The sequence below is a fragment of the Kitasatospora fiedleri genome, assembly GCF_948472415.1.
GTDB classification, from domain to species: Bacteria; Actinomycetota; Actinomycetes; order Streptomycetales; family Streptomycetaceae; genus Kitasatospora; species Kitasatospora fiedleri.
Map to the genome: position 1 here is coordinate 7123498 of NZ_OX419519.1, position 22625 is coordinate 7146122.

The window sequence follows — 22625 nt, forward strand, 5'->3', positions numbered from 1 at the left end:
CCGCCCGTCTTCCGCCCGGGTGCGGCCCCGCCCGGCCCCGCGCAGACTGGCCGCATGGACCCGGTCACCGCCCTGGAACGCATCGCCTTCCTGCTGGAGCGCGAACTCCCCTCCCCGCACCGGGCCGCGGCGTTCCGCTCCGCCGTCGGGGCCGCCGCCGCGCTGCCCCCCGAACCGATCTCCGCCGCCGACGCCGAACGCCTCCCGGGCGTCGACCCCGTCGCCGCCCGGGTGATCGCCGACGCCACGGCCGGCCGCACCCCCCGGTACCTGCTGGAGACCGAGGCCCGCGCCGCCGCCGGACCCGCCCCGTCGCCCGCCGCGCTCCGGCTGCGCGAGAAGCTCCAGGGCGACTGCCACCTGCACTCCGACTGGTCCGACGGCACCGTCCCGATCGACCTGATGGCCCGCACCGCCCGCGCCCTCGGCCACCACTGGGCCGTCCTCACCGACCACTCGCCCCACCTGACCGTCGCCCACGGCCTCAGCGCGGAGCGCCTGCGCGAACAGCTCGACCTAATCGAGGACCTCAACGGCCGGCTCGCCCCGTTCCGGCTGCTCACCGGCATCGAGTGCGACATCCTCGCCGACGGCTCGCTCGACCAGGACGAGGAACTGCTCGGCCGGCTCGACGTGGTGGTCGCCTCCGTCCACTCCGAACCGCGGATGGAACGCGACGCGATGACGCACCGGATGCTCGCCGCCGTCCGCAACCCGCTGGTCGACGTCCTGGGCCACTGCACCGGGCGGCGGCTCGGCGAACAGCCCCGCCCGCCGTCCGAGTTCGACGCCGAGGCCGTCTTCACCGCCTGCCGCGAACACGACACCGCCGTCGAGATCAACTGCCGCCCCGACCGCCAGGACCCGCCCGACGACCTGCTCACCCTGGCCGCCGACCTCGGCTGCCTGTTCGCCATCGACACCGACGCCCACGCGCCCGGCCAGCTCGACCACCAGATCGACGGCTGCGAGCGGGCGGTGGCGATGGGGTTGGACGCGGAGCGGGTGATCACGGCTTGGTCGGTGGATCACTTGCTGGCGTGGGCGGGGGCGCGGTAGGGAGGCACGTCTGCGGCGGGCTGGGGGTGGGGGAGGAGGGGGTGAGCCAGCTCGACCACCAGATCGTCGGTTGCGAGCGGGCGGTGGTGTTGGGGTTGGATGCGGAGCGGGTGATCACGGCCTGGTCGGTGGATCACCTGCTGGCGTGGGCGTGGGCGTGGGCGTGGGGGCCTGCGGCGGGGTGGCTCCGGGGCTGGGGGTGCTGAGGGGTGTCAGTGCGGGTCGGTACGCTGCGCGGATGACTGACGTGCACGAAGTGGTGAGGATCAGGCCGTCGGCGTTCCACGCGGCGGGTGGGACCGAGGACTGGCGGGTGCTGGGGGAGGGGGCGTGCGCGTTCTTCCGGACGGGGTCGTTCGGGGCGGGGGCGCGGCTGGTCGGGGCGATCGGGGAGGCGCTGGCGGGGGTCGGCGAGGCGGACGTGGACCTGCGGCCGGAGGGCGTGACGGCCCGGCTGATCGAGGCGGGCGCGGAGTACTACGGCCTGACCGAGCGGCACGTCGAGCTGGCCCGGCTGGTGTCCGGGGTCGCGCGGGAGCTTGGCGCGGTCGCCGAACCGGACGGGGTGCAGACCGTGCAGGTCACGGTCGACGCGCTGGACGTGCCCGCCGTGGTCGCGTTCTGGCGGGCGCTGCTCGGCTATCGGGACCGCTCCGGCAGCCCGGAGGACCTGCTCGACCCGGCCCGTCGCGGTGCGCCGTTCTACTTCCAGCAGATGGACGGGCCCCGCCCGCAGCGCAACCGGGTGCACGTGGACGTCTGGGTGCCGCACGACCGCGCCGAGGAGCGGATCGCCGCGGCGATCGCGGCCGGCGGCCGGCTGGTGACCGACGAGCACGCGCCCGGCCACTGGGTGCTGGCCGACCCGGAGGGCAACGAGGCGTGCGTCGGCGCGGCCGGAGCCGCGGGCTGACCCGAGCCGACCCGGACCCGAGCGGACCGAGCGGACCGGTCGGGCCGGACAAGCCGGACGGGGCTCAGGCGGTCTCGATCAGCCGTTCGCGCAGGCCGTCCAGGGTGTCGTCCTTGAGCCCGAGCCCGGCCCGGGCGTAGCTCTCGGCGTCGCCCCAGTGCTCGGTGAGGGTGTCGAGCGCGGCGGCCAGGTATTCGGCGCGGACGGAGAACACCGCGTCCGCGACCTCCGGGTCGCCGCCCGCCGCGAGGAAGCGCTCCACCAGCGGGGCGTAGTGCGCGCGCACCGCCGGGTCGACGGACAGGTACTCGGTGCGGACGGTCTGCTCGTCCGCGCCGAGCAGCAGCAGGACGAGGGTGGCGCCCCAGCCGGTGCGGTCCTTGCCCGCGGTGCAGTGGAAGAGCACCGGGCCGCCGCCCCGGTGGGCGAGCGCGGTGATCAGCTGCTTGTACGCCTGCCGGGCGGAGGCCGAGGTGACGAACGCCCGGTAGTCCGCGCGCAGCGCGCTCGCGGCCCGGCCGCCGCCGAGCGCCCGGTTCGCACCGGCCGGATCGACGAGCGCCGCCGCGAGCGTGGCCGCGAGCGCCGACACCGCGCCGCCGCCCGCCTGGTCGGCGAGCACGTCCGCGACCAGCAGGTGCGCCCCGCCGGGCACCCGGTCGGGGAAGGCGGCGCGTTCGGCGGCGGTGCGCAGGTCGATGACGGTGCGCACGCCCAGCGCGTCGACCATCGGGTCGCCCGCCGGATCGAGCCGGTCCAACTGGCCGGAGCGCAGCGCCAGCCCGGGGCGGACCCGGGCGCCGCCGGGCAGGGTGATGCCGCCGAGGTCGCGCAGGTTGGCGACGGTGGCGGAGTCCACGAGGTGCGAGTGCTGCATGACGGCCTCCCTGTCGACGGATCCCGGGAAACGGGCGGACCTTGCCAGCACGCTAGGCGCCCCCCGGGCGGGTCGCCCCCGGAGTACCCCCGGCCGGGCGGCCCACTGCGGCGCCCGGGGGAGCGCACGCCCGGGCGCCGCGCCGCGTCGCGCGCGCCCCTTGATTGACGTCGCGTCAGCGGGCAGGGTGGGCAGCGCCCGGTCCCGTCGGGGCGGGGCGGTGCCAGGTGCGAAGAAGGGACGGAATCCCCGGATGGCAGCGAAGATCCTGATCATCACCGGTGACGCGGCGGAGTCGCTGGAGGTGTTCTACCCGTACCAGCGGCTGCTGGAGGAGGGCTACCAGGTCGACATCGCCGCGCCGACCAAGAAGACCCTGCAGTTCGTGGTGCACGACTTCGTGCCGGGCTACGACACGTACACCGAGAAGGCCGGCTACACCTGGCCCGCCGACCTGGCCTTCGCGGACGTCGACCCCGCGCAGTACGTGGCGCTGGTGCTGCCCGGCGGCCGGGCGCCCGAGTACCTGCGCAACGACCCGGAGGTGCAGCGGATCGTCGCCGCGTTCTTCGAGGAGGACAAGCCGCTGGCGCAGGTCTGCCACGGCCCGCTGATCCCGCTGCGGACCGGCGCGCTGGCCGGGCGCCGCACCGCCGCGTACCCGGCGCTGGAGCCGGACGTGGCCGCGGGCGGCGCGGACTTCGTGGACGGCGACGCGGTGGTGGACGGCAACGTGGTCTCCGCCCGGGCCTGGCCGGACCACCCGACCTGGATGCGGGCGTTCGTCAAGCTGCTGCGCGAGAAGGCCCCGGTCGAGTAACCGGCCGCCCGGGGTGTCGGCTTGCCCGCCCGGGGCCGGGCGGGCGAGCGTGTACCCCATGGCAGCCCACCTCGAAGGACCGGACCTGCTCGCGCTGCACGCCCGAGCGCTGGAGCACTTCGGCGCCCTGGTCCGCGCCGTCCCCGCCGACGGCTGGCGGGCGCCCACCCCGTGCACCGACTGGACGGTGCGGCAGTTGGTGAACCACCTGGCCTCCGAGCAGCTCTGGGCGCCCGAGCTGCTGGCGGGGGCCACCGTCGCCGAGGTCGGCGACCGCTTCGACGGCGACGTGCTCGGCGACGACCCGGTCGCCGCCTGGGCGGCCGCCGCCGACGCGGCCCGGGCCGCGTTCGCCGCGCCGGGCGCGCTGGAGCGCACCGTGCACCTCTCGTACGGCGAGCGGCGGGCCGCCGGGTACGCCCGGGAGATGACGGTGGACGCGATCGTGCACGCCTGGGACCTCGCCCAGGGCATCGGGGCCGACGCCACCGTCGACCCGGCCGCCGCCGAGTTCGCGCTCGCCGAACTCGCCCGGCAGGCCGACTCGTTGACCGCCTCCGGGCTGTTCGCCGACCCGGTGCCCGTGCCGCCGGACGCGGACGCCGCGACCCGCCTGCTGGGCCTGGTCGGCCGCGACCCGGCACACCCGCTGGGCCGCTGAGCCGGGGGCGTCAGCGGCGGGCGCGCACCCCGTCCAGCGCGATGGCGAGGACGTGGTCGCGCCGGCCCTCCTCCGGGAACGCCACCGAGGTGATGCCGGAGACCATCCGCAGCAGGTCCTCGATGCCAAGGTCGGTGCGGGCCTCGCCGGCCCGCTGGGCGCGCTCCAGCAGCGGGGTGCCCCCGGCGTACATGGACTGCAGGCAGGCCTGGAAGATGTCCGACTCCTCGCCCGCCAGCGCCTCGCGGATCGCCCGCTTGGTGGTCGCGTAGTCGACGAACCGGCGCAGCCAGGCGTTCAGCGCCTCCCACGGCGGCAGATCGGCGACCTGGCCGGCGACCCGGCCGAGGTCGTCGACCTCGGCGGCGTACACCGCCTCGAACAGGTGCCGGCGGGTGGGGAAGTTGCGGTAGAGGGTGCCGATGCCGACGCCGGCCCGCCGGGCGATGTCCTCCAGCGAGGCTTCGGCGCCGTGCTCGGCGAAGGCTTCGCGGGCGGCGACCAGGAGGGCGTCGAAGTTGCGGGCGGCGTCCGCGCGGCGCGGGCGCTGGGCGGCGAGGAACTCGCTCACCACGATCTGATCCGGCACGGGGACCTCGTTCTCGACACATCCGGACGGGCGGGGGACGGGGGTGCGGGCGGCCGGATGACCGGGGGCTGTTCGGGAGTCGTTCGGGGGCGTTCGGGGAAATCGCGGAACCGGATTGAACCGGAGGCGCGCCTCCGCTAATCTGGAGGCATGCCTCGACTTTAGCACCGGGGCCCGAACTTCGGCCCGCCGCGCACCGGCGGACCGGCCCTTTCGCCGTATCCGCCACCCGCCCGACGACGCGGGGTGCGCGGACGGCCACCGTCCGTACCGCCCGGTCCGATCCACGCCCGGCCGCCACGGTCCGACGGCGCCCGCGCGCCGTTCGAACCGCGTCCGCCCGGCGCCCGCTGCCCCGCCGTGGCGCGCACCCCGCTTCCCGCGCGCCCGCCCCGAGTCCCGAGAGGGTTCGATGAACCGCCACTCCCCCCGCCTGACCTTCGGCGTGCTCGCCGTCGGCGCCGGCGTGTACGCGCTGCTCCAGTCGCTGATCACGCCCGCCCTCCCGATCGTCCAGGAGGAGATGCACACCACGCAGTCCACCGTCACCTGGATCATGACGGCCTACCTGCTCTCCGCCTCCGTCTTCACCCCGATCCTCGGCCGGGTCGGCGACCTGGTCGGCAAGAAGCGCACCCTGGTCGCCGCGCTGGTCGCGCTGCTGCTCGGCTGCCTGGTCGCCGCCCTCGCGCCCAACATCACCGTGCTGATCGTCGCCCGGGTGATCCAGGGCATCGCCGGCGCGCTGTTCCCGCTCTCCTTCGGCATCATCCGCGACGAGTTCCCGCCCGGCCGGGTCTCCGGCGGCATCAGCAACATGTCCGCGGTGATCGCCGTCGGCAGCGGCCTGGGCATGGTCCTGGCCGGGCCGATCGTCGGCGCCCTCGACTACCGCTGGCTGTTCTGGCTGCCCGTCATCGTGGTGGCCGGCACCATCGTGCTCGCGCACCGCTACGTCCCCGAGTCGCCGCACCGCAGCGAGGGCAGCGTCGACTGGTTCTCCTCGGTGCTGCTCTCCGGCTGGCTGGTCGCCCTGCTGCTGCCGGTCAGCCAGGCCTCCCAGTGGGGCTGGGGATCGGCCAAGGTGCTCGGCCTGCTCGCCGTCGCCGTCGTGCTGTTCGCGGCCTGGGCGTTCAACGAGTCCCGCTCCCGCAACCCGCTGATCGACCTGCGGGTGATGCGGCTGCCCGCCGTGTGGACCACCAACACCGCGGCCCTGCTGTTCGGCGGCGGCATGTACGCGGTCTGGGCCTTCCTGCCCGGCTTCGTCCAGATGCCCACCAGCGCGGGCTACGGCTTCGGCTCCAGCGTCACCGGCGCCGGACTGCTCATGCTGCCGATGGTCGCCGCCATGTTCGTGGCCGGCGTGCTCGGCGGACGGCTGGCCGGACGCTTCCCGGCCAAGGCCCAGCTGGTCACCGGCGCCGTGCTCGGCGCGGTCGCCTGCGCGCTGCTCGCCGCCCGGCACGGCAGCCCCGCCGACGTCGCGATCGCCGCGGGCGTCTTCGGCCTCGGCATCGGACTCGCCTTCGCCTCGATGAGCAACCTCATCGTGCAGGCCGTCCCCGCCGCCCAGACCGGCGCCGCCACCGGCATGAACGCCAACATCCGCACCATCGGCGGCTCGATGGGCGCCGCCCTGATGACCGGCCTGGTCACCGGCCACCTCCAGGCCGACGGCCGCCCCGCCGAGAGCGGCTACACCCACGGCTTCGCGCTGCTCGCGGCGTTCTGCCTGGCCGCCGCCCTGGCCGCGCTGCTCGTCCCGGCCCGCCGGGCCGCCGCCGCGAACGCGCCGGCGCCGGTGGAGGCCGCGGCGGCGCAGCGCCTGGAGCCGGAACTCGCGGGCGCGCAGCTCGCGGGCGCGGAACTCGCCGACGCGGAACTCGCGGACGCGCAGCTCTCCGTGGTGAAGCGGGAGGCGGTCGGCGGGTGAGCGCCGGCGGGTAGGGGCAGGGGATTCGATCCGCGGGCCGGGTCGGGCGGGTGCGACACCACGTCGCGCCCGGCCGGCCCGGCCGCCCGCCGTTCCGCCGCCCGCCGGTGGCTGACGGGTGCGGGCTCAGCAGTCGCGCAGCTCCGGCGACTGGTTCAGCAGCTGGGCCCGGGGCGAGGTGAACTCCCGGTAGGCGTCGGTGTGTTCGGCGTGCGGGTGGAAGGCCGCCAGGCGGTGGCAGTTCTGGAAGGCCAGCTTCACCGCGAAGTGCCGCTCCAGCGCGCCGCGGATCGAGTCGCTGGCCAGCGCGCGCAGCAGCTGGGCCCGCTCGGCCTCGCTCGGGGCCACCGTGTTGTCGGCGAACTCGGCCCCGCCGGTGGCGAGTTCGGCCGTCAGGTCGTTGACCAGGCGGTAGGCGTAGGGCAGCGAGGTGCGGACGGTGGCGAGGAAGTCGGCGTCGGCGACCTCGTCGCGCTCGGCCAGGGCGAGGAGGGAGGGGGAGACGTCCAGCGACATGGCGGATCGGACCTTCCGGTCTGGTGGTAGTGGAAGTCGTTTTCAACAAGTGATCCTGTCGCCCGCCTGACGCCCTGTCAATTGCGCTCCCTCGATCGGGGCAACACGCCCGCGCCGCCCGGCTCGCGGCAGCCCCCACCCCTTCCTAGAGTGGGTGGCAGACGACCGCGAGGAGGCCCACCGATGGACCAGCAGCGCACCGAAGGCGGCACCGACCGCCGCATCCTGGAGCGGATCAGCGAGATGGTCGAGGCCGAGCGTGGCCTGCGCGCGGCCCTCGCCGCGGGCCGGATCGACCAGTCCACCGAGCACCGCGAGCTCAAGGACATCGAGGAGCAGCTCGACCAGTGCTGGGACCTGCTCCGCCAGCGCCGCGCCCGGGTCCGCGCGGGCGAGGACCCCGACGGGGCGAGCGTGCGCAGCGCCGACGAGGTCGAGCGCTACGAGTCGTAGCGGCGCGCGGGCCCCGGGGGGCTCGGGCGGCGTCAGTCCTGGGCGGCGTCCAGGTTGGCGGTGACGCGGGTGAGCAGTTCGCGCAGGCTGCGCAGCTCGTCCAGGGGGAGGCCGGCGGCGGCCAGGATGCGGCGCGGGACGGCCCGCGCGCCCTCGCGCAGGGCGAGCCCGGCCGGGGTGGGGGTGACGATCACCGAGCGCTCGTCCTCGGGGCTGCGCTCGCGGGCCACCAGGCCGGCCGCCTCCAGACGCTTGAGCAGCGGGGAGAGGGTGCCGGAGTCCAGGCGCAGGCGCTCGCCGAGCTGCTTGACCGGCAGCGACCCGTGCTCCCAGAGCACCAGCATCACCAGGTACTGCGGGTAGGTGAGCCCGAGGTCCTTGAGCGCGGTGCGGTAGACGCCGCCGAACGCGCGGGAGGCGGCGTTCAGCGAGAAGCAGATCTGCTGGTCGAGCAGGAGCAGGTCCGTCTCCTCGCCGCGGGGGAGGGGGGAGGTCTCACCGTGCCGGGTCATGGCTCCAGGGTAGCAAGCGGCCGATTCAGTTGTGCGCAATTGAATTGTGTGCTGTAGTTGTGGGCAGCAGGACGGGCCGGAAGACGAAACGGCAGCACGAAGCAGCAGGACGAAGACGAAGCAGACGAAGAAGACGAAGGAGACAGTCGCCATGAACGCGCTCTACACCGCAGCCGCCACCGCGAACGGCCGTGAGGGCCGCGCCGTCAGCTCGGACGGCCGGCTCGACCTCAAGCTCTCCCCGCCGCCCGCGCTCGGCGGTGACGGCGAGGGCACCAACCCCGAGCAGCTGTTCGCCGCGGGCTACGCGGCCTGCTTCGCCAGCGCGCTCGGCGTGGTCTCGCGGCAGCAGAAGGTGGACGTCTCGGACGTGTCGGTGACCGCCGAGGTCACCATCGGCAAGGACGACAGCGGCTTCGGCCTCTCCGTCGTCCTGCGGGTCGAGCTGCCGGAGTCGCTGGCCGGCGAGACCGGTGAGCTGCTGGTCAAGCAGGCCCACCAGGTCTGCCCGTACTCCAGGGCCACCGCGGGGAACATTCCGGTGGAGCTGGTCGTCGAATAAGGCGAGGCAGGGGTCTCACCTGGGGTCTGCGGGCCGCGTCCACATGGGGGTGGAGGCGGCCCGCAGTGCTGTCCCGGCCAGGGGCTCCGCAGTGCGACTGGGCTCCGCAGTGCGACCCGGCGCGGGCCGGTGCGGCCACGGCCGGGCGGCCCGGGTCGACAGGGCCGCGGGCGGGCTCAGAGCGGGAGCAGCTCCGGGCGCTTGGCCTCCACGTGGTCGCCGGAGGACTCGCCGCGCAGGCGGCGGCCCACCCACGGCAACAGGAAGGTGCGGGCCCACTGCAGGTTCTCCCGGCGCTGGTCGGCGGCCGTGAGGGCGGGCGCGGGCGGCCAGGCGGCCTCCGGGTCCGCGTCCACCGGCAGGCCGAGCGCGCGCGCCGCCAGCAGCGCCACCCGCTGGTGGCCCTCCGGCGAGAGGTGCAGCCGGTCCTCGGACCAGGCCCGCCGGTCGTGCACGGCCCGCAGCGACCACAGGTCGGCGACCGCGAGGCCGTTGCGGTCGGCGATCGCCCGCAGGTGCGCGTTGTAGGTGGCGATCTTGCCGCGCAGGTGGCGCAGCACCGGGACGTTGCGGGTGTCGAAGCCGGTGCAGATCAGGACGGTTCCGGCGTTCTCGCGCAGCTCCAGGACGGCCGCCTCGAAGTGCTCGGCGATCAGGTCCGGGTCGCTGCCCGGGCGCAGGATGTCGTTGCCGCCCGCGCACAGCGTCACCAGGTCGGGCCGGAGCAGGCGGACCTTCGGGACCTGTTCGGCGACGATCTGGTCCAGCAGCCGGCCGCGGACGGCCAGGTTGGCGTACCGGAAGCCGGGCTCGGTCCGGCGGGCGGCCAGCATCCCGGCCAGGCGGTCGGCCCAGCCGGCGAACTGGCCGTCGGGGCCGGGATCGTTGAGGCCCTCGGTGAAACTGTCACCGAGGGCCGCGTAGGAACTGAGGTCAAGGATCTCCTGGTAGTCGGCCATGCAGGAGATGGTTCACCTTGTGAAGTGACCTACGCCACCGTAGGTGACCCGTGGCGGAGCGTGATCTCCGCCACGGGACCCCGGCCGGTACCCTGCAAGGGGTCCGGGCGGTCGAAGCCGGGCCGGACGGCGCGGACAGGAGGACGGTCGTGGGCGGCGACCCGTGGGCGGGAAGGCGGCGGCGGGCGGTGCCGCGGTGCGCGAGGAGACCTCGCGCCGCAGGCAGATGCTGATCCGGGCGCTGATCTACATCGCCGGCACCCACCTGTTCGCCGGGTTCGTGATCCTGCTGTTCGCGGTCGGCGGCCGGCACTGAACCCGGGGCCCGCTCGCTACGGGGCCGGCCGCGGGGTCACCGGCCGGGCGGCTCCGGGAGCTGCGGCAGGACCCGGCGGGCGACCTTGGCGAGGTGCGCCTCGAACGCGGCGGGCGGGTCCGGGTGGACCCGGACCAGGGCGACCATGGCGGTGATCATCACGTCGCACAGCTCGTCCGCGACGTCGTCCCAGGTGTGCGAGAAGCCCTTGCGCGGGTTCTGGCCGAGGGCGCCGATCACCGCCTCGGCCACCTCACCGGCCTCCTCACTGAGCTTGAGGCACTGCAACACCCGCTGCATCTCCGGGGGTTGGGTGCTGCCCTCGGCCAGCCAGTCGGCCAGCCGCCGCACCGTCTCCCACTGAGCCCCCGGCTCTCCCGGGGCCGCCGTCCCCCGCCGCGTCCCCTGCTGCCGCTCGTCCACGCCCCACCGCCGATCGCTCCGCTGCCGACCGCGCGGCCGGCCGGGGCCGTCCGCGCGCCGTTCGGCAACGACCGTACCGGGTGGGGCGGCCGGGCGGCGGGGGGTCAGCGCAGGCGCTGCTGCCAGTCGATCGGGACGTGGCCGGCCGGGCCCGGGGCGGGCTGGGTGACCGGGTGGGCGGAGGGGCCGGCCAGGGGCGGGCCCTCGTAGAACTGCTCGGTCTCGGTGTTCCAGAACCAGTCCTCGCCGGGCTCGAAACTGGTGAGGAACGGGTGGCCGGCCGACCTGGCGTGCGTGCTGGCGTGCTGGGACGGGGAGGAGTCGCAGCACCCGATGTGCCCGCAGGCGGCGCACCTGCGCAGGTGGAACCACCAGCCCTGGCCGTCGCCGGCCAGGCACTCCGCGCAGCCGTCGCCGCTCGGCGGGACGCTGGGGTCGATGCCGGGGATCGTCGTGTCGTCGCTCATCGTGGAACCTCCTCGGCCAGGGTATGCCCGGTGCGCCGGACGCGCGGCGGAAGCGGGCCCGGCGCGGCGGGGTGAAGCGGCCTCCCCGGGGGAAGGGGAACGGACGGGGGCGTCGGGCGGAGGCGGATTCCGTACCGATCTACAGTGCTGTAGATTCAACTCGGGCCCGGGCCCGATCGAGGGGCCCGGCGACGGCCGCCGCGCCGAACCGGCCGAACTGCCGGGCCCGGTACGGGGAAACCACAGGAGGGCACACATGGGAGTCTCGCTCGCCAAGGGCGGAAACGTCTCGCTGACGAAGGAGGCCCCGGGGCTCACCAACGTCATCGTCGGCCTGGGCTGGGACGTCCGGGCCACCACGGGCGCCGACTTCGACCTGGACGCCAGCGCGCTGCTGTGCAACGAGGCCGGCCGGGTGCTCAGCGACCAGCACTTCGTCTTCTACAACAACCTGCGCAGCCCCGAGGGCTCGGTCGAGCACAGCGGCGACAACCTGACCGGTGGCGGCGACGGCGACGACGAGCAGGTCAAGGTCGACCTGGCGGCTGTCCCGCCGCAGGTCGCCAAGGTGGTCTTCCCGGTGTCGATCTACGACGCGGAGAACCGGCACCAGAGCTTCGGCCAGGTCCGCAACGCGTTCATCCGGATCGTCAACGAGGCCGACGGCAGCGAGGTCGCCCGCTACGACCTGTCCGAGGACGCGTCCACCGAGACCGCGATGGTCTTCGGCGAGCTCTACCGCTACGGCAGCGAGTGGAAGTTCCGCGCGATCGGCCAGGGTTACGCCTCCGGCCTGCGCGGCATCGCGCTCGACTACGGGGTCAACGTCTGACGTCCCCCTCGCCGCGGGCGGGCCGCTCCGACGCCTCCGGGCAGCGGGGCGGCCCGCGCCGTCCGGGCCGGTCCCGACGCTGACGCCGTCGCGGGGAGTGTCGGCGTTCCGGCGGTGCGCGGGGTTGTGGCAGGCTCGGCCCATGGAACAGCGTGTACTTGGCAGGACCGGCCGTCCGGTCTCGGTGATCGGTCTCGGAACGTGGCAGCTCGGCGCGGACTGGGGCGTGGTGCTGGAGGACGACGCGCTCGCGGTGCTGAACGCCGCGGCGGACGCCGGGGTGACGTTCTTCGACACCGCGGACGTCTACGGCGACGGCCGCAGCGAGCAGTTGATCGGCCGTTTCCTGAAGAGCCGCCGGAGCGGGGACGGTGGTGACGGCCTGACCGTCGCCACCAAGCTCGGCCGTCGGCTGCCGCAGCTCCCGGAGAACTACAACCTCGCCAACTTCCGCGAATGGACCGACCGTTCGCGCCGCAACCTGGGCGTCGAGCGGCTCGATCTGGTGCAGCTGCACTGCCCGCCCAGCGCCGTCTACTCCAGCGACGAGGTGTTCGACGCGCTCGACACCCTGGTCGAGGAGGGCCGCACCGCCGCGTACGGCGTCAGCGTGGAGACCTGCCGGGAGGCGCTGACCGCGATCGCCCGGCCCGGCGTCGCCAGCGTGCAGATCATCCTCAACCCGTTCCGGCTCAAGCCGCTGGACGAGGTGCTGCCCGCCGCCGGGAAGGCGGGCGTCGGCATCATCGCCCGGGTGCCGCTGGCCTCCGGCCTGCTGTCCGGCAAGTACACCAAGGACATCCTGTTCGGCGCGGACGACCACCGCACCTACAACCGGGACGGCTCGGCGTTCGACCAGGGCGAGACCTTCTCCGGCATCGACTTCGAGACCGGGGTGGAGGCCGCCGACGAGTTCGCCCGGCTCGCCCCGCCCGGCGCCAGCTCCGCGCAGACCGCGCTGCGCTGGATCGTCCAGCAGCCCGGCGTCACCACCGTCATCCCCGGCGCCCGCAACCCCGAGCAGGCCCGGGGCAACGCGGAGGCGATGGCGCTGCCGCCGCTGCCGCCGCGGACCCTGGAGGCCGTCCGCGACCTGTACGACCGGCGGCTGCGGGCCCAGGTGCACCCGCGCTGGTAGTCGGACCCGGGCGGGGCCGGGGGCGGGTCGGGGCTCAGGGCAGGGGTTCGGCGTGGAGGGGGGTGCGCGGGTCCTGGTGGCCGCCGGTGGCCAGCATGCGGACCTCGCCCTGGTCGCTGATCTCGGCCTGCACGATGCCGGAGGGGTCCGCGTACACCGGGTGGCCGCCCGGGCCGCGGCCGCCCGTCGCCTCGACCACCACCACGTCCTGTTCGGCGTGGCCGCCGGTCTCCCCGGGGAACGTGAGTGCGAATCGCTGGGTCATGGCCTGGCCTTCTTCCGTCGGCATCGTTCCATCCTAGGCGGGTCCCGGGCGGACGGTCGCGAGCTGGTGGGTGCGGGCTCGGCGGGTGCGGGCGGACGGTAGCGGGGCGGTCGCGCGGCGGTACGGTGGCGCGGGTGGCGGGGGCGGTGGCGCGGGCGGCGGCGGGGGCGGTCAGACGAGCAGGTGGAGGCGTTGCGCGGCCGGGCCGACCTGGACGGTCTGGCCCCAGGTGAGGTGCAGGGCGTCCGACTCGATGCCGTCGCCGAACGCGACCAGGAGTTCCGACTCGACGGTCAGGGTGAGCTGCTGGTCGGCGTCCAGCAGCCCCTCGACGCGGGAGGTGCCGGTCACCGGAGACGGCCACGCCTCGCGGACGAACCAGGACAGCCGGGGCGCGGTCGGCCCGGGCAGGTCCAGGCGGCTGGAGCGCTCCAGCCAGGCCGAGCGGCACCAGCCGGTGGCGCCGGTGCCGGTGCCGACCAGCACCCCGAGGACGCCTGCGACTCGGCTTCGCCGCCCGGCGCCGCCAGCCGGTAGCGGGCGGTCTGGTGGCCCGGCTGGCCGAGGTAGACCTCGTTCAGCGCGAGCAGCCGCTGGGTGTCGTCCGCGACCGCCTGCACCATCGTGCGCAGCTCCAGCCGCCGCTCCGCGCCCGGCAGGACGGCCGCCCGCAGCAGGGCGCCGGCCCGGTCGGCGCGGTGCCGGACCAGGACGCCCGGGTTGCGGCCCGGCTCGGCGTCGATGCCGATCACCGGCTGGCCGGCCAGGTACTTGGCGGTGTTCGCCACCAGCCCGTCCTGGCCGACCACCACGACCACGTCCTCCGGGCCGAACAGGAAGCGGTCCAGGTCGGCGCGCTCCACCCGGGCCTGCCGCCAGTCCAGCGGCACCGCCGCCGACACCTCGGCGAGCGCGCCGCGGGAGCGGTGGTGCCGCTGCTCGGCCTCGGCCAGCGAGCGGCCGCGCCGGGCGAGGAAGAACTCGGCCTGGCCGCGGGTGCCGTGCCGGGCGATCAGTTCCTCGTACTCGGTGCGCCGGTGGACCAGCACCACGCGCGGGGAGAGGCTCACCGCTCCGTTCCCTCCGGGGCGGCGGCGCTGCCGCCCGGCACCGACAGGCGGCTGAGCAGGCCGGTCAGGAGGTCCGGGGTGAGGGTGATGCTGTCGATCCGCGGCAGGTGCTCGGCCAGCCGGAACAGCGCGAGCGCCTGGAGGACCTCGGGGCCGGCCTGCTGGTGCGCGGCCAGCCAGGCGGCCTCCGCGGCGGCCTTCGCCTCGCCCAACGTCCGTGCCGCCTCGGCCTGTTGCGCGGCCAGGGTGCCGGCCGCCTCGGCCTCCGCGACCGCCATCCTGGTCCGGCGGGCCGCGTCCGCGCTCGTCCGGACCGCGTCCGCGGCGGCCTTCTGCTCCGCCTCGCGCCGCGCGTTGGCGCCCTGCTGCTCGACCAACTCCTCCTCGCGGCGGGCCAGTTCGATCCGGCTGGCGAGTTCGTTCTCGGCGATGGTGCGCTCCCGCTCGACCGCGACGGCGCGCCGCTCGTACGTCGCCCGGTCGGCCTCCTGCTGGACCTGCTCGCGGGCCGGGGTGCGCAGCGCCCGCTCCATCTCGGCCTCCGGCCGGACGGCGGTGACGCGCACCGCGAGCACCGTCACCCCGATCTCGGCCAGCCGGGGTTCGGCGGCCAGGCCGGCGGAGATCCGCTCGCGGACGGCCGTCACGCCGTCGACCAGGGTGTCGGCGAGCGGGGTCCGGGCGATCAGCTGGAGCGCGTGCTGCTGGGCGGTCTCGGTCAGCAGGGCGCCGAGCTGGGCGAGCGGTTCGGCCCGCCAGCTGCCGGTGTCCGGGTCGATGCCGAAGTCGAGGCGGGTGGCGGCGGTGGTCGGGTCGCTGATCCGGTAGGTGACGGTGGCCTGCACCGCGAGGTCCTGGAAGTCCGAGGTGCGGGCGTGGAACATCATCGCCAACTCGCGGTCATCGGCCGGAACTTCGGATATCGCGGCGGTCAGCGGCCGGAACCAGAAGGCCAGCCCGGTGCCCTCGTGGGCGAGCTGGCCGCCGCGCAGGTGGCGGATGTGGCTGGTGGGGGTGGAGCGCAGGTGGCGGAAGCCGAAGCGGCGCGTGATGTCGGCCATGGGAGTCGCGGTCCTTTCTTCTCGTCCAGATGACGATAACCGGGACCGCCGCTTGTCGTCAATACGACGAAAAGTGGGTGGTGGGGTGGGTTCGACCGCCCCGCGGTGGAGGGAGCGGGCGGCCGGGGGGTCTTCCCGGCCGCCGGGCGGTCAGATTCCGGCGCGGGTGCGGGAGGTGGTGGAGACCGCGGCGAGGTCCTGTTCGCCGTGGCCGTGGGCGACCGCCTGGAGCAGTGAGTCGCGCAGCAGCGAGGCCAGCGGGAGCGGGACTCCGGAGGCGGCTCCGGCGTCCAGGGCGAGGTTCACGTCCTTGAGGCCGAGGGCGAGGCGGAACCCGGCAGGCTCGAAGGTCTGCCGGGTGATCATCGACCCGTAGCCGGCGTACACCGGGCCGGGGAAGAGGGAGTTGGTGAGCACGTCGAGCAGCGCCGCCGGGTCGAGCCCGTTGGCCTCGGCGAGTGCGGCGGCCTCCGAGAACGCCTCGATCGCCGACACCAGCAGGAAGTTGGCGCCGACCTTCGCGACGTTGGCCGCCGCCGGGTCCTCCCCGAGCGGCCAGGTGCGGCGTCCCATCGCCTCGAACAGCGGTGCCAGCCGGTCGAGTTCGGCGGACGGGCCGGCCGCGAGGATGTTCAGGTTCCCGGCCGCCGCGACGTCCGTCCGCCCCAGCACCGGCGCCGCGACGTACCCGAGGCCGTGCCGGGCGTGCAGTTCGGCGGCCCGGCGGGCCAGCGCGGGCGAGACGGTGGCCATGTTGGCGTGCGTGACGGCCCGGGCGCCGGACAGCAACTCCTCGTCCAGCAACAGGCTTTCGACCACCCGGTCGTCCGCGAGCATGGACACCACCACCTGCGCCTCGAACGCCTCGGCGAGCGAACCGGCGGCCGAGGCCCCGTCCGCGACCAGCTCGGCCACCGGCTCCGGCGAGCGGTTCCACACCCGCACCGCGTGCCCGGCCGCCAGCAGCCGACGGGCCATCGCCCGCCCCATTCCCCCCAGACCGACGAAACCGACGTCCATGCGCACTGCCTCCCAGTTCTCGGCGGACCCCCGGCGGGCCCCTCCGGTGGACCCCGCCCGGTCGATCCCGGCCGGTGGCTCCCGGCCGGTGGATCTTGGCGGATGTTCCGAGGCGATGCTACGGCGCGGACGGGTGAACGGCCCGGACGGGCGGGGCCGGGGCGCGGGTGGTGTCGCCCTCCGGCCGCGCCCGGTCTGCCAGGATGCTCCCATGGTGGCGGACACGGTGACGGTGCGGACGGTGCACACGGCGGACCTCGACCCGGAGACCCGGCGGGCGGCCCGGGCCCTGCTGTTCGAGGTCTTCGGCGCGGACGACATGACCGAGGAGGACTGGACGCACTGCCTCGGCGGCCTGCACGTACTCGCCTGGGAGGACGGCGAGTTGATCGGACACGCGGCCGTGGTGCAGCGCCGCCTGATGAACGGTGACCGCATCCTGCGGACCGGCTACCTGGAAGGCGTGGCCGTTCGCCGGGACCGCCAACGTCGCGGCATCGGCGGGAAGTTGATGGACGAGGCGGAACGCGTCGTCCGGGCCGCCCACGAGATCGGCGCCCTCGGCGCCAGCGAGGAGGGCGTCCCGTTCTACCTCGCCCGCGGCTGGCGCCCCTGGCCCGGTCCCACCTGGGCCCTCGGCCCGCACGGGCGGCAGCGCACCGCCGAGGAGGACGGCGGGATCTACCTCCTGGGCGGCGAGGGGGAGTTGGACCTCGACGCCGACCTGGTCTGCGACTGGCGCGAGGGCGAGCTGTGGTGACCCGCGGCGGCCGGTGACGCCCCGCGTCGGCGCGCGAGGAGCCGGGGTGAGAGGTGCCGAGGCGGTAGGGTCCGGGCCGCCCCGGCGGAGGTGGTCCGTCCGGGGCGGCCCGTGTTCGGCCGGGCGTCACCAGTCGGCGTTGGTCGCTCCCAGGCTCAGCAGGACCTGGTCGAAGTCGTTGCCGTCGTTGTCGTCGGTGTACGACACTGCGAGCGCGCCGAACGGGGAGGAGGCCACCGCGGCCTGCTCCTGCCGGCCGGTCGTGACCTTGCTGACGGACTGGGAGGGCAGCCGGCCGGTGAAGGTGCCGTCGGGGTTGAGGCCCCGGGCCCGGACCGCCGGGTCGGTGCCGGCGACGCTCCAGCCGACCACGGCGTGACGCTGGTCGTCGATGCCGACGCTGGGGTTGCCGGCCCCGGTGCCGCTGGAAATCTCGACCTCGGCCGGGCCGGCGGTGCCGGTCGCGGTGAACGACCGGGCCCAGACGCCGCGGGTGCCGGTGTGGTCGGACTCCCAGGCCACGACGAAGTCGCCGTTGAAGTCGGCGGCCACGGCCGGGCGTTGCTGCTGCCCGTCGGCGACGCTGTTGGCGCTGCGGCGGCTGAGCGTGACGGCCCCGTTGGCCTTGGCCAGCTTCACCAGGCCGATCTGGTAGTAGCCGTTGCCGTCGGTGTCCTCGTCCCAGACGACGACGGCGTCGCCCGAGGCGGAGGTCGCCACGTCGGGGTTGTGGTGCGCGCCGCCGGTGGCGTTGACCGTCACCTCGTACGCCTTGGTGGTGGTCCCGGTGAACCCGGCCGCCTTCACGGTCGCCGCCGCGCTGCCCTGGACGTCCTCCCAGACCACCGAGAACGCGACCGCGGTGGTGCTGCCCGGCGCGCCGTCCGGGTCGACCGCGACGCGCGGGTGGAGCTGCTGGCCGTCGGCGTTCGCGTTGACCCGGCCGGAGCCGAGGACCGCGCCGGTCGGGGAGAGCACCCGGTAGACGATGTTGTAGAGCCCGTTACCGTCCGGGTCCTCCGCCCACACGACGACGGCGTCGCCCCGGTCGTCGAGTCCCACGTCGGGCTGGAGGTGCCGCCAGGCGGTGCCCGCCGTGCCGCCGGCCGAGAGCTTCGTCTCGTAGGCGGAGGCGCCGTCGCGGTACATCCGCACCCATACGTCGCTGTGCGCGTCGTCGCCCGGGTCGGTCGTGTCGCGGTCGTCCTCCCAGACCACCGCGACGTCGCCGAGGCGGTCGGCCGCGATCGAGGAGGAGTCCTGGTCGCCGGTGGCGTCGCTGTTCACGGTCACCCAGGACGAGGGCCCCGCCGCCGAGGCGGGGGCGACCAGGGCGAGGACCGCGGCGAGACCGGCGGCGGCCGTGCCGAGTACGGAGAGCTTACGCATCGGCCAACCCCGGCTGTCCGTCGTGGATGATGAAGGTCTTGGCGGTGGTCGCCGCCGCGCCGTGCTCGGTCACCGCCGCCACCGACCGGAAGTCGGCGGTGATCTGCTGGGGCTCGATGCGGGTGCGGACGTAGCCGCGCCGGTTGGAGTAGAAGCGCAGGTGCGGGTTGAGCGACCCGTTGGGGACCGCCGTGGTGGCGCTGCCGTCGCCGCCGCTGGTGATGGAGGTGCAGACCAGCTCGGAGCCGATCGTCGCCGACGACGGGTTCGCGTAGTCGGCCTTGAGGTCGTTGCCCCAGGACGCGTGCACGTCGCCGGTGAGGACGACCGGGTTGCGCACGGCCCGGTCGACGATGCCCTGCTGGATGCGGGCCCGGCTGGCCCGGTACCCGTCCCAGGCGTCCATGTTCATCGCGCCGGACGCGTTCACGTTCCGGGCGAAGAAGACCTGCTGGCCGATCAGGTCCCAGGTGCCCAGGCGCTGGCCGAGTCCGTCGAGCAGCCACGCCTCCTGGGCCGAGCCGGTGATCGAACGGCCGGCCAGGTCGGCGTCGGCGCAGACCTTCGTCCCGTCGCCGCAGGCCTGGTCGTCGCGGAACTGGCGGGTGTCGAGCATGTGGAACGTGGCGAGGGTGCCCCAGCGGACCCGGCGGTAGAGCTGGATGCTGTTGCCGGAGGGCGTCGCGGCGGCCCGCAGCGGCATGTTCTCGAAGTACGCCTGGTACGCGGCGGTGCGCCGCGCGGTCCACTGGGCGGCCGTCAGCACGGGGCTGCTGTCGGCGCGGACCATGTTGGCGTAGTTGTTCTCCACCTCGTGGTCGTCCGGGACCACCAGCCACGGCGCGATCGCGTGCGCGGCCTGGAGGTCCGGGTCGGTGCGGTAGAGCGCGTAGCGGCGGCGGTAGTCGGCCAGCGAGACGATTTCGCTGCCGAGGTGCCGGCGCACGCCGGTGGTGGTGGCGCCGCCCTCGTAGATGTAGTCGCCCAGGTGCAGGATCAGGTCGGGGCGGTCGTCGGCCATCCGGCGGTAGGCCGTGTAGTAGCCCTGCTCGTAGTGGGAGCACGAGGCGAAGGCCATCGTGAAGGCCCGCCCGAGCGTGCCCGGTGCCGGCGCGGTGCGGGTCCGGCCCACCGGGGAGATGAACCCCTGGGCCCGGAACCGGTAGTAGTACTCCGAGTCCGGGGCGAGCCCGCCGGCCAGCACGTGCACCGCATGGGCCTGGGCGTAGCGGGCGGTGACCGTCCCGGAGCCGATCAGGCTGGTGAAGTTCTGATCGGCCGACACCTGCCAGTCGACGGCGACGTCGGCGTCGGGCATGCCGCCCTGGCCGTCCGCGTTGGTCGGCGCGGGGGCCAGCCGGGTCCAGAGCACCACGCTGCTGTCGTCCGGTTCTCCGGAGGCGACGCCGAGCGTGAAGGGGAAGGGGGTGGAGGCGGCGGCCGACGACTGGGCCGTCGCGCCGAGTTGGAGCGCGGCGGCACCCGCGGTGGTGAGCCCGCCTAGCAGGAAGATGCGGCGACTGAGGTTGCTCATGACAAGCCATGTTCGCGGGACCAGATGAACTCCCGACCTTACCGGAAGGGCCGTCAAGTGACGGGGTGAAGACGCGCGTTGGCGGAACACCGGGGCGCGAGCCGACGGGGCGTCGGGGGCGTATGACCCCCTTCGGACGGCTGGTGCGAGGGGATGGTGAGCGGCCTAGCCGCTGGCGGGGGTGCCTGTCGGCGTGCGGGAGCGGGAGCGGGAGCGGGAGGGGGAGGGGGAGGGCGCGGGTGCGGGTGCCGGGGAGGTGGTCAGGCGGGCGATGATCGCGGTGGTGGTGCGGGCCGCGGTGTGGTCGAGGTGGCGGGCGGAGCCCCGTAGGAGGTGGCGGGTCTCCGTGGCGGCCAGGGTGAGCAGGCCGGGGAGGAGGTCGGTCGAGCGGGCCGCCACCCAGCGGGTGCCCCGGGTGGCCATCCACCACAGGTCGGCCCGGGACCGGGGGCCGTCACCGGCAGGTGGGCGGGCGCCGTGCCGACCGGGTGGCCGGCGGCGGCCAGCAGGGCGTGGAACTCCCGGGCGATCAGCTGGTGCCCGGCGGCGCTCGGGTGCAGCCGGTCCACGCTCAGCAGCTCCCGCTGCCGCGTCCAGGGCAGGTCCGCGAGGTGCAGGTGCGCGGCCCCGTAGTGCGCGGACAGCGCGTGCACCACCGCGTTGACGCCCCGCATCCGCCGGGCCAGCGGCCGGGCCAGCGGTGCGGGCAGTCCCAGCAGCCGCCCCGGGTCGGGCAGGCAGGCGGTCAGCGGGAGCGTCCCGATCGCGGTCAGCGAGGAGAGGGCGGAGGCGAACCGGCGGGCCGTCGACTCCAGGTCGAAGGAGGACCGCAGGGTGTCGTTGCCGCCGATCAGCACCGCCGCGTACCGGGGGCGCAGGGCGAGCGCCGTGGGCAGCTGGGAGACCAGCAGGTCGCGGCTGAGCGCGCCGCTGTTGGCCAGGTTGCGGAACTCGACGGGGTCCGGCGACAGGGCGGGCGCGAGCAGGGCCGCCCAGCCCCGCCACCCGCCCGGTACCGGATCGCCGACCCCCTCGGTCAGGGAGTCGCCGAGCGCAGCGAATCGAACCGTCATCACGTCCCTCCGTGGGGCTGGGAAGGTGGCTGAACCCTGGTGCGGGTGAAGGTGGTTGGGGGCGGGCTGCATCACCCGGCCGTGCTGGCGGCGGGGGACGGAGCCGGTGGCGGGTCGGGGCACCGGGCGGTGGCGGATGCCCGGTGGGCCGCGAGGAAGGCGGCGGTGGCGGCCTCCCAGCTGAACTCCTCCGCCCGGGCGCGGGCGGCGGCCCGCCGTTCCGCCTCCGGACGGTCCAGCAACTCCCGTAGCGCGAGGGCGAATCCGGCTCCCGTGTCGGCCGCCGCGAGCCCGGCCCGGCCGACCACCTGGGGCAGGGCGGAGGAGCGGCTGACTGCGACGGGGGTGCCGCAGGCCAGTGTCTCCAGGGCGGCCAGGCCGAAGGTCTCCACCGGGCCGGGCGCGATCACCGCGTCCGCCGTGGCCAGCAGGGACGCCACCTCGGAGCGGGCCGCTAGGTGGCCCAGGAACCTGACCGGCAGCCGCAGTTCGGCCGCCCGGCGTTCCAACCGGCCGCGCAGCGGGCCCGTCCCCGCGACCGCGAGCACGGCCGGGACGCGGTGCCGGCGGCGCAACTCGGCCAGCGCCTCCAGCGCCCGCTCGGGCCGCTTCTCGCCCGACAGCCGCGAGCACATCACCAGCAGCACCTGCCGCGGATCGGCCAACTCCGCCCGCAGCGAAGGGTCGTGGCACTCGGGCCGCATCACCTCCAGGTCCACCCCCAGCGGTGCCCGCTCGACGTTCCCGGCGCCGATCCGCTCGAACTCCTCGGCCGCCCACGCCGTGGTGCACAGCACCGTGTCATAGCCCTGTGCGGTACGGGAGTTGAGTCGATCCGCGAGCCGTCGCGCGGTGCCGGGCGGCGCCCCCCACGCGCCGAGCACCCCGGTGGCGCTCTCGTGCGAGACCATCATCGAGCGCACCCCGTGCGCCCGCGCCCACCCGCCCGTCCAGCGCAGCGTGGTGCGGTCCGAGACCTCCAGCCGGTCCGGCGCCAACTCCTCCAGCAGCGAGGACAGTTGCTTCCTGCCACGGAGCACCCGGTAGCCGCCGGTGCCCGGGACGCGCGGACCGGGCAGGGTGATCACCCGCCCCTGCTCGGTCCACTCGTCGGTGCGGACCGGCCCCGGCACCACCAGCACGGGCCGGTGGCCCGCGGCCAGGTACCCGGCCCCGAGGTGACGCAGCGCGGTCCGCAGCCCGCCCGAGACCAGGGTGACGAAGTTCGCCACCCGGACGATGCACAACCCGCCGTCCGGACGGGCCGGTTCACGGTTCACGCGGGCTGCTCCTCGACCGAGAGCGGAGCGGGGGAGGCGGGGGCGGAGGTGGGGGTTGCAGGGGCGCCGTCGGGGCGGCGGGGTGCCGGGACGGCGCCCGGGAGCGGCTGCGCGGCCGGCTCGGCCACGGGAACAGCGGC

The 22625-nt window shown here is 75.1% G+C and carries 26 protein-coding genes and 1 pseudogene; 12 read left to right on the top strand and 15 right to left on the bottom strand.

Annotated elements, in window-relative coordinates; all coding sequences use genetic code 11:
• The first annotated feature begins 54 nt into the window (after positions 1-54).
• The 3 genes from QMQ26_RS32310 to QMQ26_RS32320 are packed head-to-tail and all read left to right on the top strand — an operon-like array spanning position 55 to position 1972.
• Complete coding sequence (locus QMQ26_RS32310; RefSeq protein ID WP_282203733.1) at positions 55-1059, top strand: PHP domain-containing protein; 1005 nt, start codon at positions 55-57, stop codon at positions 1057-1059.
• A gap of 41 nt (positions 1060-1100) precedes the next feature.
• Positions 1101-1265, top strand: a complete 165-nt coding sequence (locus QMQ26_RS32315; RefSeq protein ID WP_282203734.1) for a hypothetical protein — start codon at positions 1101-1103, stop codon at positions 1263-1265.
• Positions 1266-1297: 32 nt separating this feature from the next.
• Complete coding sequence (locus tag QMQ26_RS32320) at positions 1298-1972, top strand: VOC family protein (protein WP_282203735.1); 675 nt, start codon at positions 1298-1300, stop codon at positions 1970-1972.
• A gap of 64 nt (positions 1973-2036) precedes the next feature.
• Here QMQ26_RS32320 and QMQ26_RS32325 read toward each other — a convergent pair whose 3' ends face one another.
• Complete coding sequence (locus QMQ26_RS32325) at positions 2037-2849, bottom strand: tyrosine-protein phosphatase (RefSeq protein WP_100839222.1); 813 nt, start codon at positions 2847-2849, stop codon at positions 2037-2039.
• Between the two features lie 253 nt (positions 2850-3102).
• Here QMQ26_RS32325 and QMQ26_RS32330 point away from each other — a divergent pair, with 253 nt between their 5' ends.
• Positions 3103-3669 (top strand): DJ-1/PfpI family protein, encoded by a 567-nt coding sequence (locus QMQ26_RS32330; protein WP_282203736.1) that lies wholly within the window; start codon positions 3103-3105, stop codon positions 3667-3669.
• A 58-nt stretch (positions 3670-3727) separates the two neighbouring features.
• A complete protein-coding gene (locus QMQ26_RS32335) occupies positions 3728-4330 on the top strand; it encodes a TIGR03086 family metal-binding protein (protein ID WP_282203737.1) in 603 nt (200 codons plus the stop codon).
• 10 nt (positions 4331-4340) lie between these two features.
• On the opposite strand, the gene QMQ26_RS32340 is transcribed toward QMQ26_RS32335, so the two are convergent.
• Positions 4341-4919, bottom strand: a complete 579-nt coding sequence (locus QMQ26_RS32340) for a TetR/AcrR family transcriptional regulator (RefSeq protein WP_282203738.1) — start codon at positions 4917-4919, stop codon at positions 4341-4343.
• A gap of 412 nt (positions 4920-5331) precedes the next feature.
• Here QMQ26_RS32340 and QMQ26_RS32345 point away from each other — a divergent pair, with 412 nt between their 5' ends.
• On the top strand, positions 5332-6855 hold the full coding sequence (locus tag QMQ26_RS32345) for an MFS transporter (RefSeq protein WP_282203739.1): 1524 nt from the start codon (positions 5332-5334) through the stop codon (positions 6853-6855).
• 126 nt (positions 6856-6981) lie between these two features.
• On the opposite strand, the gene QMQ26_RS32350 is transcribed toward QMQ26_RS32345, so the two are convergent.
• Complete coding sequence (locus tag QMQ26_RS32350; RefSeq protein ID WP_282203740.1) at positions 6982-7371, bottom strand: SCO5389 family protein; 390 nt, start codon at positions 7369-7371, stop codon at positions 6982-6984.
• A gap of 183 nt (positions 7372-7554) precedes the next feature.
• Here QMQ26_RS32350 and QMQ26_RS32355 point away from each other — a divergent pair, with 183 nt between their 5' ends.
• Complete coding sequence (locus QMQ26_RS32355; RefSeq protein WP_100839218.1) at positions 7555-7824, top strand: DUF2630 family protein; 270 nt, start codon at positions 7555-7557, stop codon at positions 7822-7824.
• 32 nt (positions 7825-7856) lie between these two features.
• Here the strand turns inward: QMQ26_RS32355 and QMQ26_RS32360 are convergent, their stop codons facing one another.
• A complete protein-coding gene (locus tag QMQ26_RS32360) occupies positions 7857-8336 on the bottom strand; it encodes a MarR family winged helix-turn-helix transcriptional regulator (RefSeq protein ID WP_100839217.1) in 480 nt (159 codons plus the stop codon).
• Positions 8337-8487: 151 nt separating this feature from the next.
• On the opposite strand from QMQ26_RS32360, the gene QMQ26_RS32365 reads away from it, so the two are divergent.
• Positions 8488-8898, top strand: a complete 411-nt coding sequence (locus tag QMQ26_RS32365) for an organic hydroperoxide resistance protein (protein ID WP_100839216.1) — start codon at positions 8488-8490, stop codon at positions 8896-8898.
• A 176-nt stretch (positions 8899-9074) separates the two neighbouring features.
• On the opposite strand, the gene QMQ26_RS32370 is transcribed toward QMQ26_RS32365, so the two are convergent.
• A complete protein-coding gene (locus QMQ26_RS32370; protein WP_100839215.1) occupies positions 9075-9857 on the bottom strand; it encodes an SGNH/GDSL hydrolase family protein in 783 nt (260 codons plus the stop codon).
• Between the two features lie 163 nt (positions 9858-10020).
• On the opposite strand from QMQ26_RS32370, the gene QMQ26_RS32375 reads away from it, so the two are divergent.
• Positions 10021-10173, top strand: a complete 153-nt coding sequence (locus QMQ26_RS32375) for a DUF6126 family protein (RefSeq protein ID WP_282203741.1) — start codon at positions 10021-10023, stop codon at positions 10171-10173.
• 36 nt (positions 10174-10209) lie between these two features.
• Here QMQ26_RS32375 and QMQ26_RS32380 read toward each other — a convergent pair whose 3' ends face one another.
• Positions 10210-10596 carry a MazG-like family protein gene (locus QMQ26_RS32380; protein WP_282203742.1) on the bottom strand — a complete coding sequence of 129 codons (387 nt, stop codon included), beginning with the start codon at positions 10594-10596 and terminating at the stop codon, positions 10210-10212.
• A 104-nt stretch (positions 10597-10700) separates the two neighbouring features.
• The gene (locus QMQ26_RS32385) at positions 10701-11063 is read right to left on the bottom strand and encodes a UBP-type zinc finger domain-containing protein (protein ID WP_282203743.1); all 363 of its coding nucleotides are present in this window, start codon (positions 11061-11063) and stop codon (positions 10701-10703) included.
• Between the two features lie 256 nt (positions 11064-11319).
• Here QMQ26_RS32385 and QMQ26_RS32390 point away from each other — a divergent pair, with 256 nt between their 5' ends.
• Together QMQ26_RS32390 and QMQ26_RS32395 are read left to right on the top strand one after the other, a co-directional pair.
• On the top strand, positions 11320-11895 hold the full coding sequence (locus QMQ26_RS32390) for a TerD family protein (protein WP_100839212.1): 576 nt from the start codon (positions 11320-11322) through the stop codon (positions 11893-11895).
• A gap of 142 nt (positions 11896-12037) precedes the next feature.
• Complete coding sequence (locus tag QMQ26_RS32395) at positions 12038-13033, top strand: aldo/keto reductase (protein WP_282203744.1); 996 nt, start codon at positions 12038-12040, stop codon at positions 13031-13033.
• 34 nt (positions 13034-13067) lie between these two features.
• Here QMQ26_RS32395 and QMQ26_RS32400 read toward each other — a convergent pair whose 3' ends face one another.
• The 4 genes and pseudogenes from QMQ26_RS32400 to QMQ26_RS32415 form a co-directional block, all read right to left on the bottom strand.
• Positions 13068-13298, bottom strand: a complete 231-nt coding sequence (locus tag QMQ26_RS32400) for a DUF6296 family protein (protein WP_100839210.1) — start codon at positions 13296-13298, stop codon at positions 13068-13070.
• Between the two features lie 171 nt (positions 13299-13469).
• Positions 13470-14368, bottom strand: a pseudogene (locus tag QMQ26_RS32405) (hypothetical protein).
• On the bottom strand, positions 14365-15429 hold the full coding sequence (locus tag QMQ26_RS32410) for an SPFH domain-containing protein (RefSeq protein ID WP_100839208.1): 1065 nt from the start codon (positions 15427-15429) through the stop codon (positions 14365-14367). Before QMQ26_RS32410 ends, QMQ26_RS32405 begins: the two are co-directional and overlap by 4 nt.
• A gap of 150 nt (positions 15430-15579) precedes the next feature.
• The gene (locus QMQ26_RS32415) at positions 15580-16407 is read right to left on the bottom strand and encodes an NAD(P)-dependent oxidoreductase (RefSeq protein ID WP_404814004.1); all 828 of its coding nucleotides are present in this window, start codon (positions 16405-16407) and stop codon (positions 15580-15582) included.
• A gap of 253 nt (positions 16408-16660) precedes the next feature.
• On the opposite strand from QMQ26_RS32415, the gene QMQ26_RS32420 reads away from it, so the two are divergent.
• Positions 16661-17209 (top strand): GNAT family N-acetyltransferase, encoded by a 549-nt coding sequence (locus QMQ26_RS32420; protein ID WP_100839206.1) that lies wholly within the window; start codon positions 16661-16663, stop codon positions 17207-17209.
• 126 nt (positions 17210-17335) lie between these two features.
• Here QMQ26_RS32420 and QMQ26_RS32425 read toward each other — a convergent pair whose 3' ends face one another.
• From QMQ26_RS32425 to QMQ26_RS32440, 4 genes are all read right to left on the bottom strand, one after another.
• The gene (locus QMQ26_RS32425; RefSeq protein ID WP_282203745.1) at positions 17336-18598 is read right to left on the bottom strand and encodes a PALP domain-containing protein; all 1263 of its coding nucleotides are present in this window, start codon (positions 18596-18598) and stop codon (positions 17336-17338) included.
• Positions 18591-20132, bottom strand: a complete 1542-nt coding sequence (locus QMQ26_RS32430) for an alkaline phosphatase D family protein (protein ID WP_282203746.1) — start codon at positions 20130-20132, stop codon at positions 18591-18593. Before QMQ26_RS32430 ends, QMQ26_RS32425 begins: the two co-directional genes overlap by 8 nt.
• Before the next feature lie 260 nt (positions 20133-20392).
• Positions 20393-21205, bottom strand: coding sequence for an SGNH/GDSL hydrolase family protein (locus tag QMQ26_RS32435; protein ID WP_282203747.1), 813 nt, complete (start codon positions 21203-21205; stop codon positions 20393-20395).
• Positions 21206-21276: 71 nt separating this feature from the next.
• Positions 21277-22485: a glycosyltransferase gene (locus tag QMQ26_RS32440; RefSeq protein ID WP_282203748.1), complete on the bottom strand. Its 1209-nt coding sequence runs from the start codon at positions 22483-22485 to the stop codon at positions 21277-21279.
• Positions 22486-22625: the final 140 nt, after the last annotated feature.

Excerpts from the sequence above, each read along its gene's own strand:
- QMQ26_RS32310 (WP_282203733.1), top strand. The coding sequence starts at position 55 with ATGGACCCGGTCACCGCCCTGGAACGCATCGCCTTCCTGCTGGAGCGC.
- QMQ26_RS32320 (WP_282203735.1), top strand. The coding sequence starts at position 1,298 with ATGACTGACGTGCACGAAGTGGTGAGGATCAGGCCGTCGGCGTTCCAC.
- QMQ26_RS32325 (WP_100839222.1), bottom strand. The coding sequence starts at position 2,849 with ATGCAGCACTCGCACCTCGTGGACTCCGCCACCGTCGCCAACCTGCGC.
- QMQ26_RS32330 (WP_282203736.1), top strand. The coding sequence starts at position 3,103 with ATGGCAGCGAAGATCCTGATCATCACCGGTGACGCGGCGGAGTCGCTG.
- QMQ26_RS32335 (WP_282203737.1), top strand. The coding sequence starts at position 3,728 with ATGGCAGCCCACCTCGAAGGACCGGACCTGCTCGCGCTGCACGCCCGA.
- QMQ26_RS32345 (WP_282203739.1), top strand. The coding sequence starts at position 5,332 with ATGAACCGCCACTCCCCCCGCCTGACCTTCGGCGTGCTCGCCGTCGGC.
- QMQ26_RS32350 (WP_282203740.1), bottom strand. The coding sequence starts at position 7,371 with ATGTCGCTGGACGTCTCCCCCTCCCTCCTCGCCCTGGCCGAGCGCGAC.
- QMQ26_RS32355 (WP_100839218.1), top strand. The coding sequence starts at position 7,555 with ATGGACCAGCAGCGCACCGAAGGCGGCACCGACCGCCGCATCCTGGAG.
- QMQ26_RS32360 (WP_100839217.1), bottom strand. The coding sequence starts at position 8,336 with ATGACCCGGCACGGTGAGACCTCCCCCCTCCCCCGCGGCGAGGAGACG.
- QMQ26_RS32365 (WP_100839216.1), top strand. The coding sequence starts at position 8,488 with ATGAACGCGCTCTACACCGCAGCCGCCACCGCGAACGGCCGTGAGGGC.
- QMQ26_RS32370 (WP_100839215.1), bottom strand. The coding sequence starts at position 9,857 with ATGGCCGACTACCAGGAGATCCTTGACCTCAGTTCCTACGCGGCCCTC.
- QMQ26_RS32385 (WP_282203743.1), bottom strand. The coding sequence starts at position 11,063 with ATGAGCGACGACACGACGATCCCCGGCATCGACCCCAGCGTCCCGCCG.
- QMQ26_RS32390 (WP_100839212.1), top strand. The coding sequence starts at position 11,320 with ATGGGAGTCTCGCTCGCCAAGGGCGGAAACGTCTCGCTGACGAAGGAG.
- QMQ26_RS32395 (WP_282203744.1), top strand. The coding sequence starts at position 12,038 with ATGGAACAGCGTGTACTTGGCAGGACCGGCCGTCCGGTCTCGGTGATC.
- QMQ26_RS32400 (WP_100839210.1), bottom strand. The coding sequence starts at position 13,298 with ATGACCCAGCGATTCGCACTCACGTTCCCCGGGGAGACCGGCGGCCAC.
- QMQ26_RS32410 (WP_100839208.1), bottom strand. The coding sequence starts at position 15,429 with ATGGCCGACATCACGCGCCGCTTCGGCTTCCGCCACCTGCGCTCCACC.
- QMQ26_RS32415 (WP_404814004.1), bottom strand. The coding sequence starts at position 16,407 with ATGGCCCGTCGGCTGCTGGCGGCCGGGCACGCGGTGCGGGTGTGGAAC.
- QMQ26_RS32420 (WP_100839206.1), top strand. The coding sequence starts at position 16,661 with ATGGTGGCGGACACGGTGACGGTGCGGACGGTGCACACGGCGGACCTC.
- QMQ26_RS32425 (WP_282203745.1), bottom strand. The coding sequence starts at position 18,598 with ATGCGTAAGCTCTCCGTACTCGGCACGGCCGCCGCCGGTCTCGCCGCG.
- QMQ26_RS32430 (WP_282203746.1), bottom strand. The coding sequence starts at position 20,132 with ATGAGCAACCTCAGTCGCCGCATCTTCCTGCTAGGCGGGCTCACCACC.
- QMQ26_RS32435 (WP_282203747.1), bottom strand. The coding sequence starts at position 21,205 with ATGACGGTTCGATTCGCTGCGCTCGGCGACTCCCTGACCGAGGGGGTC.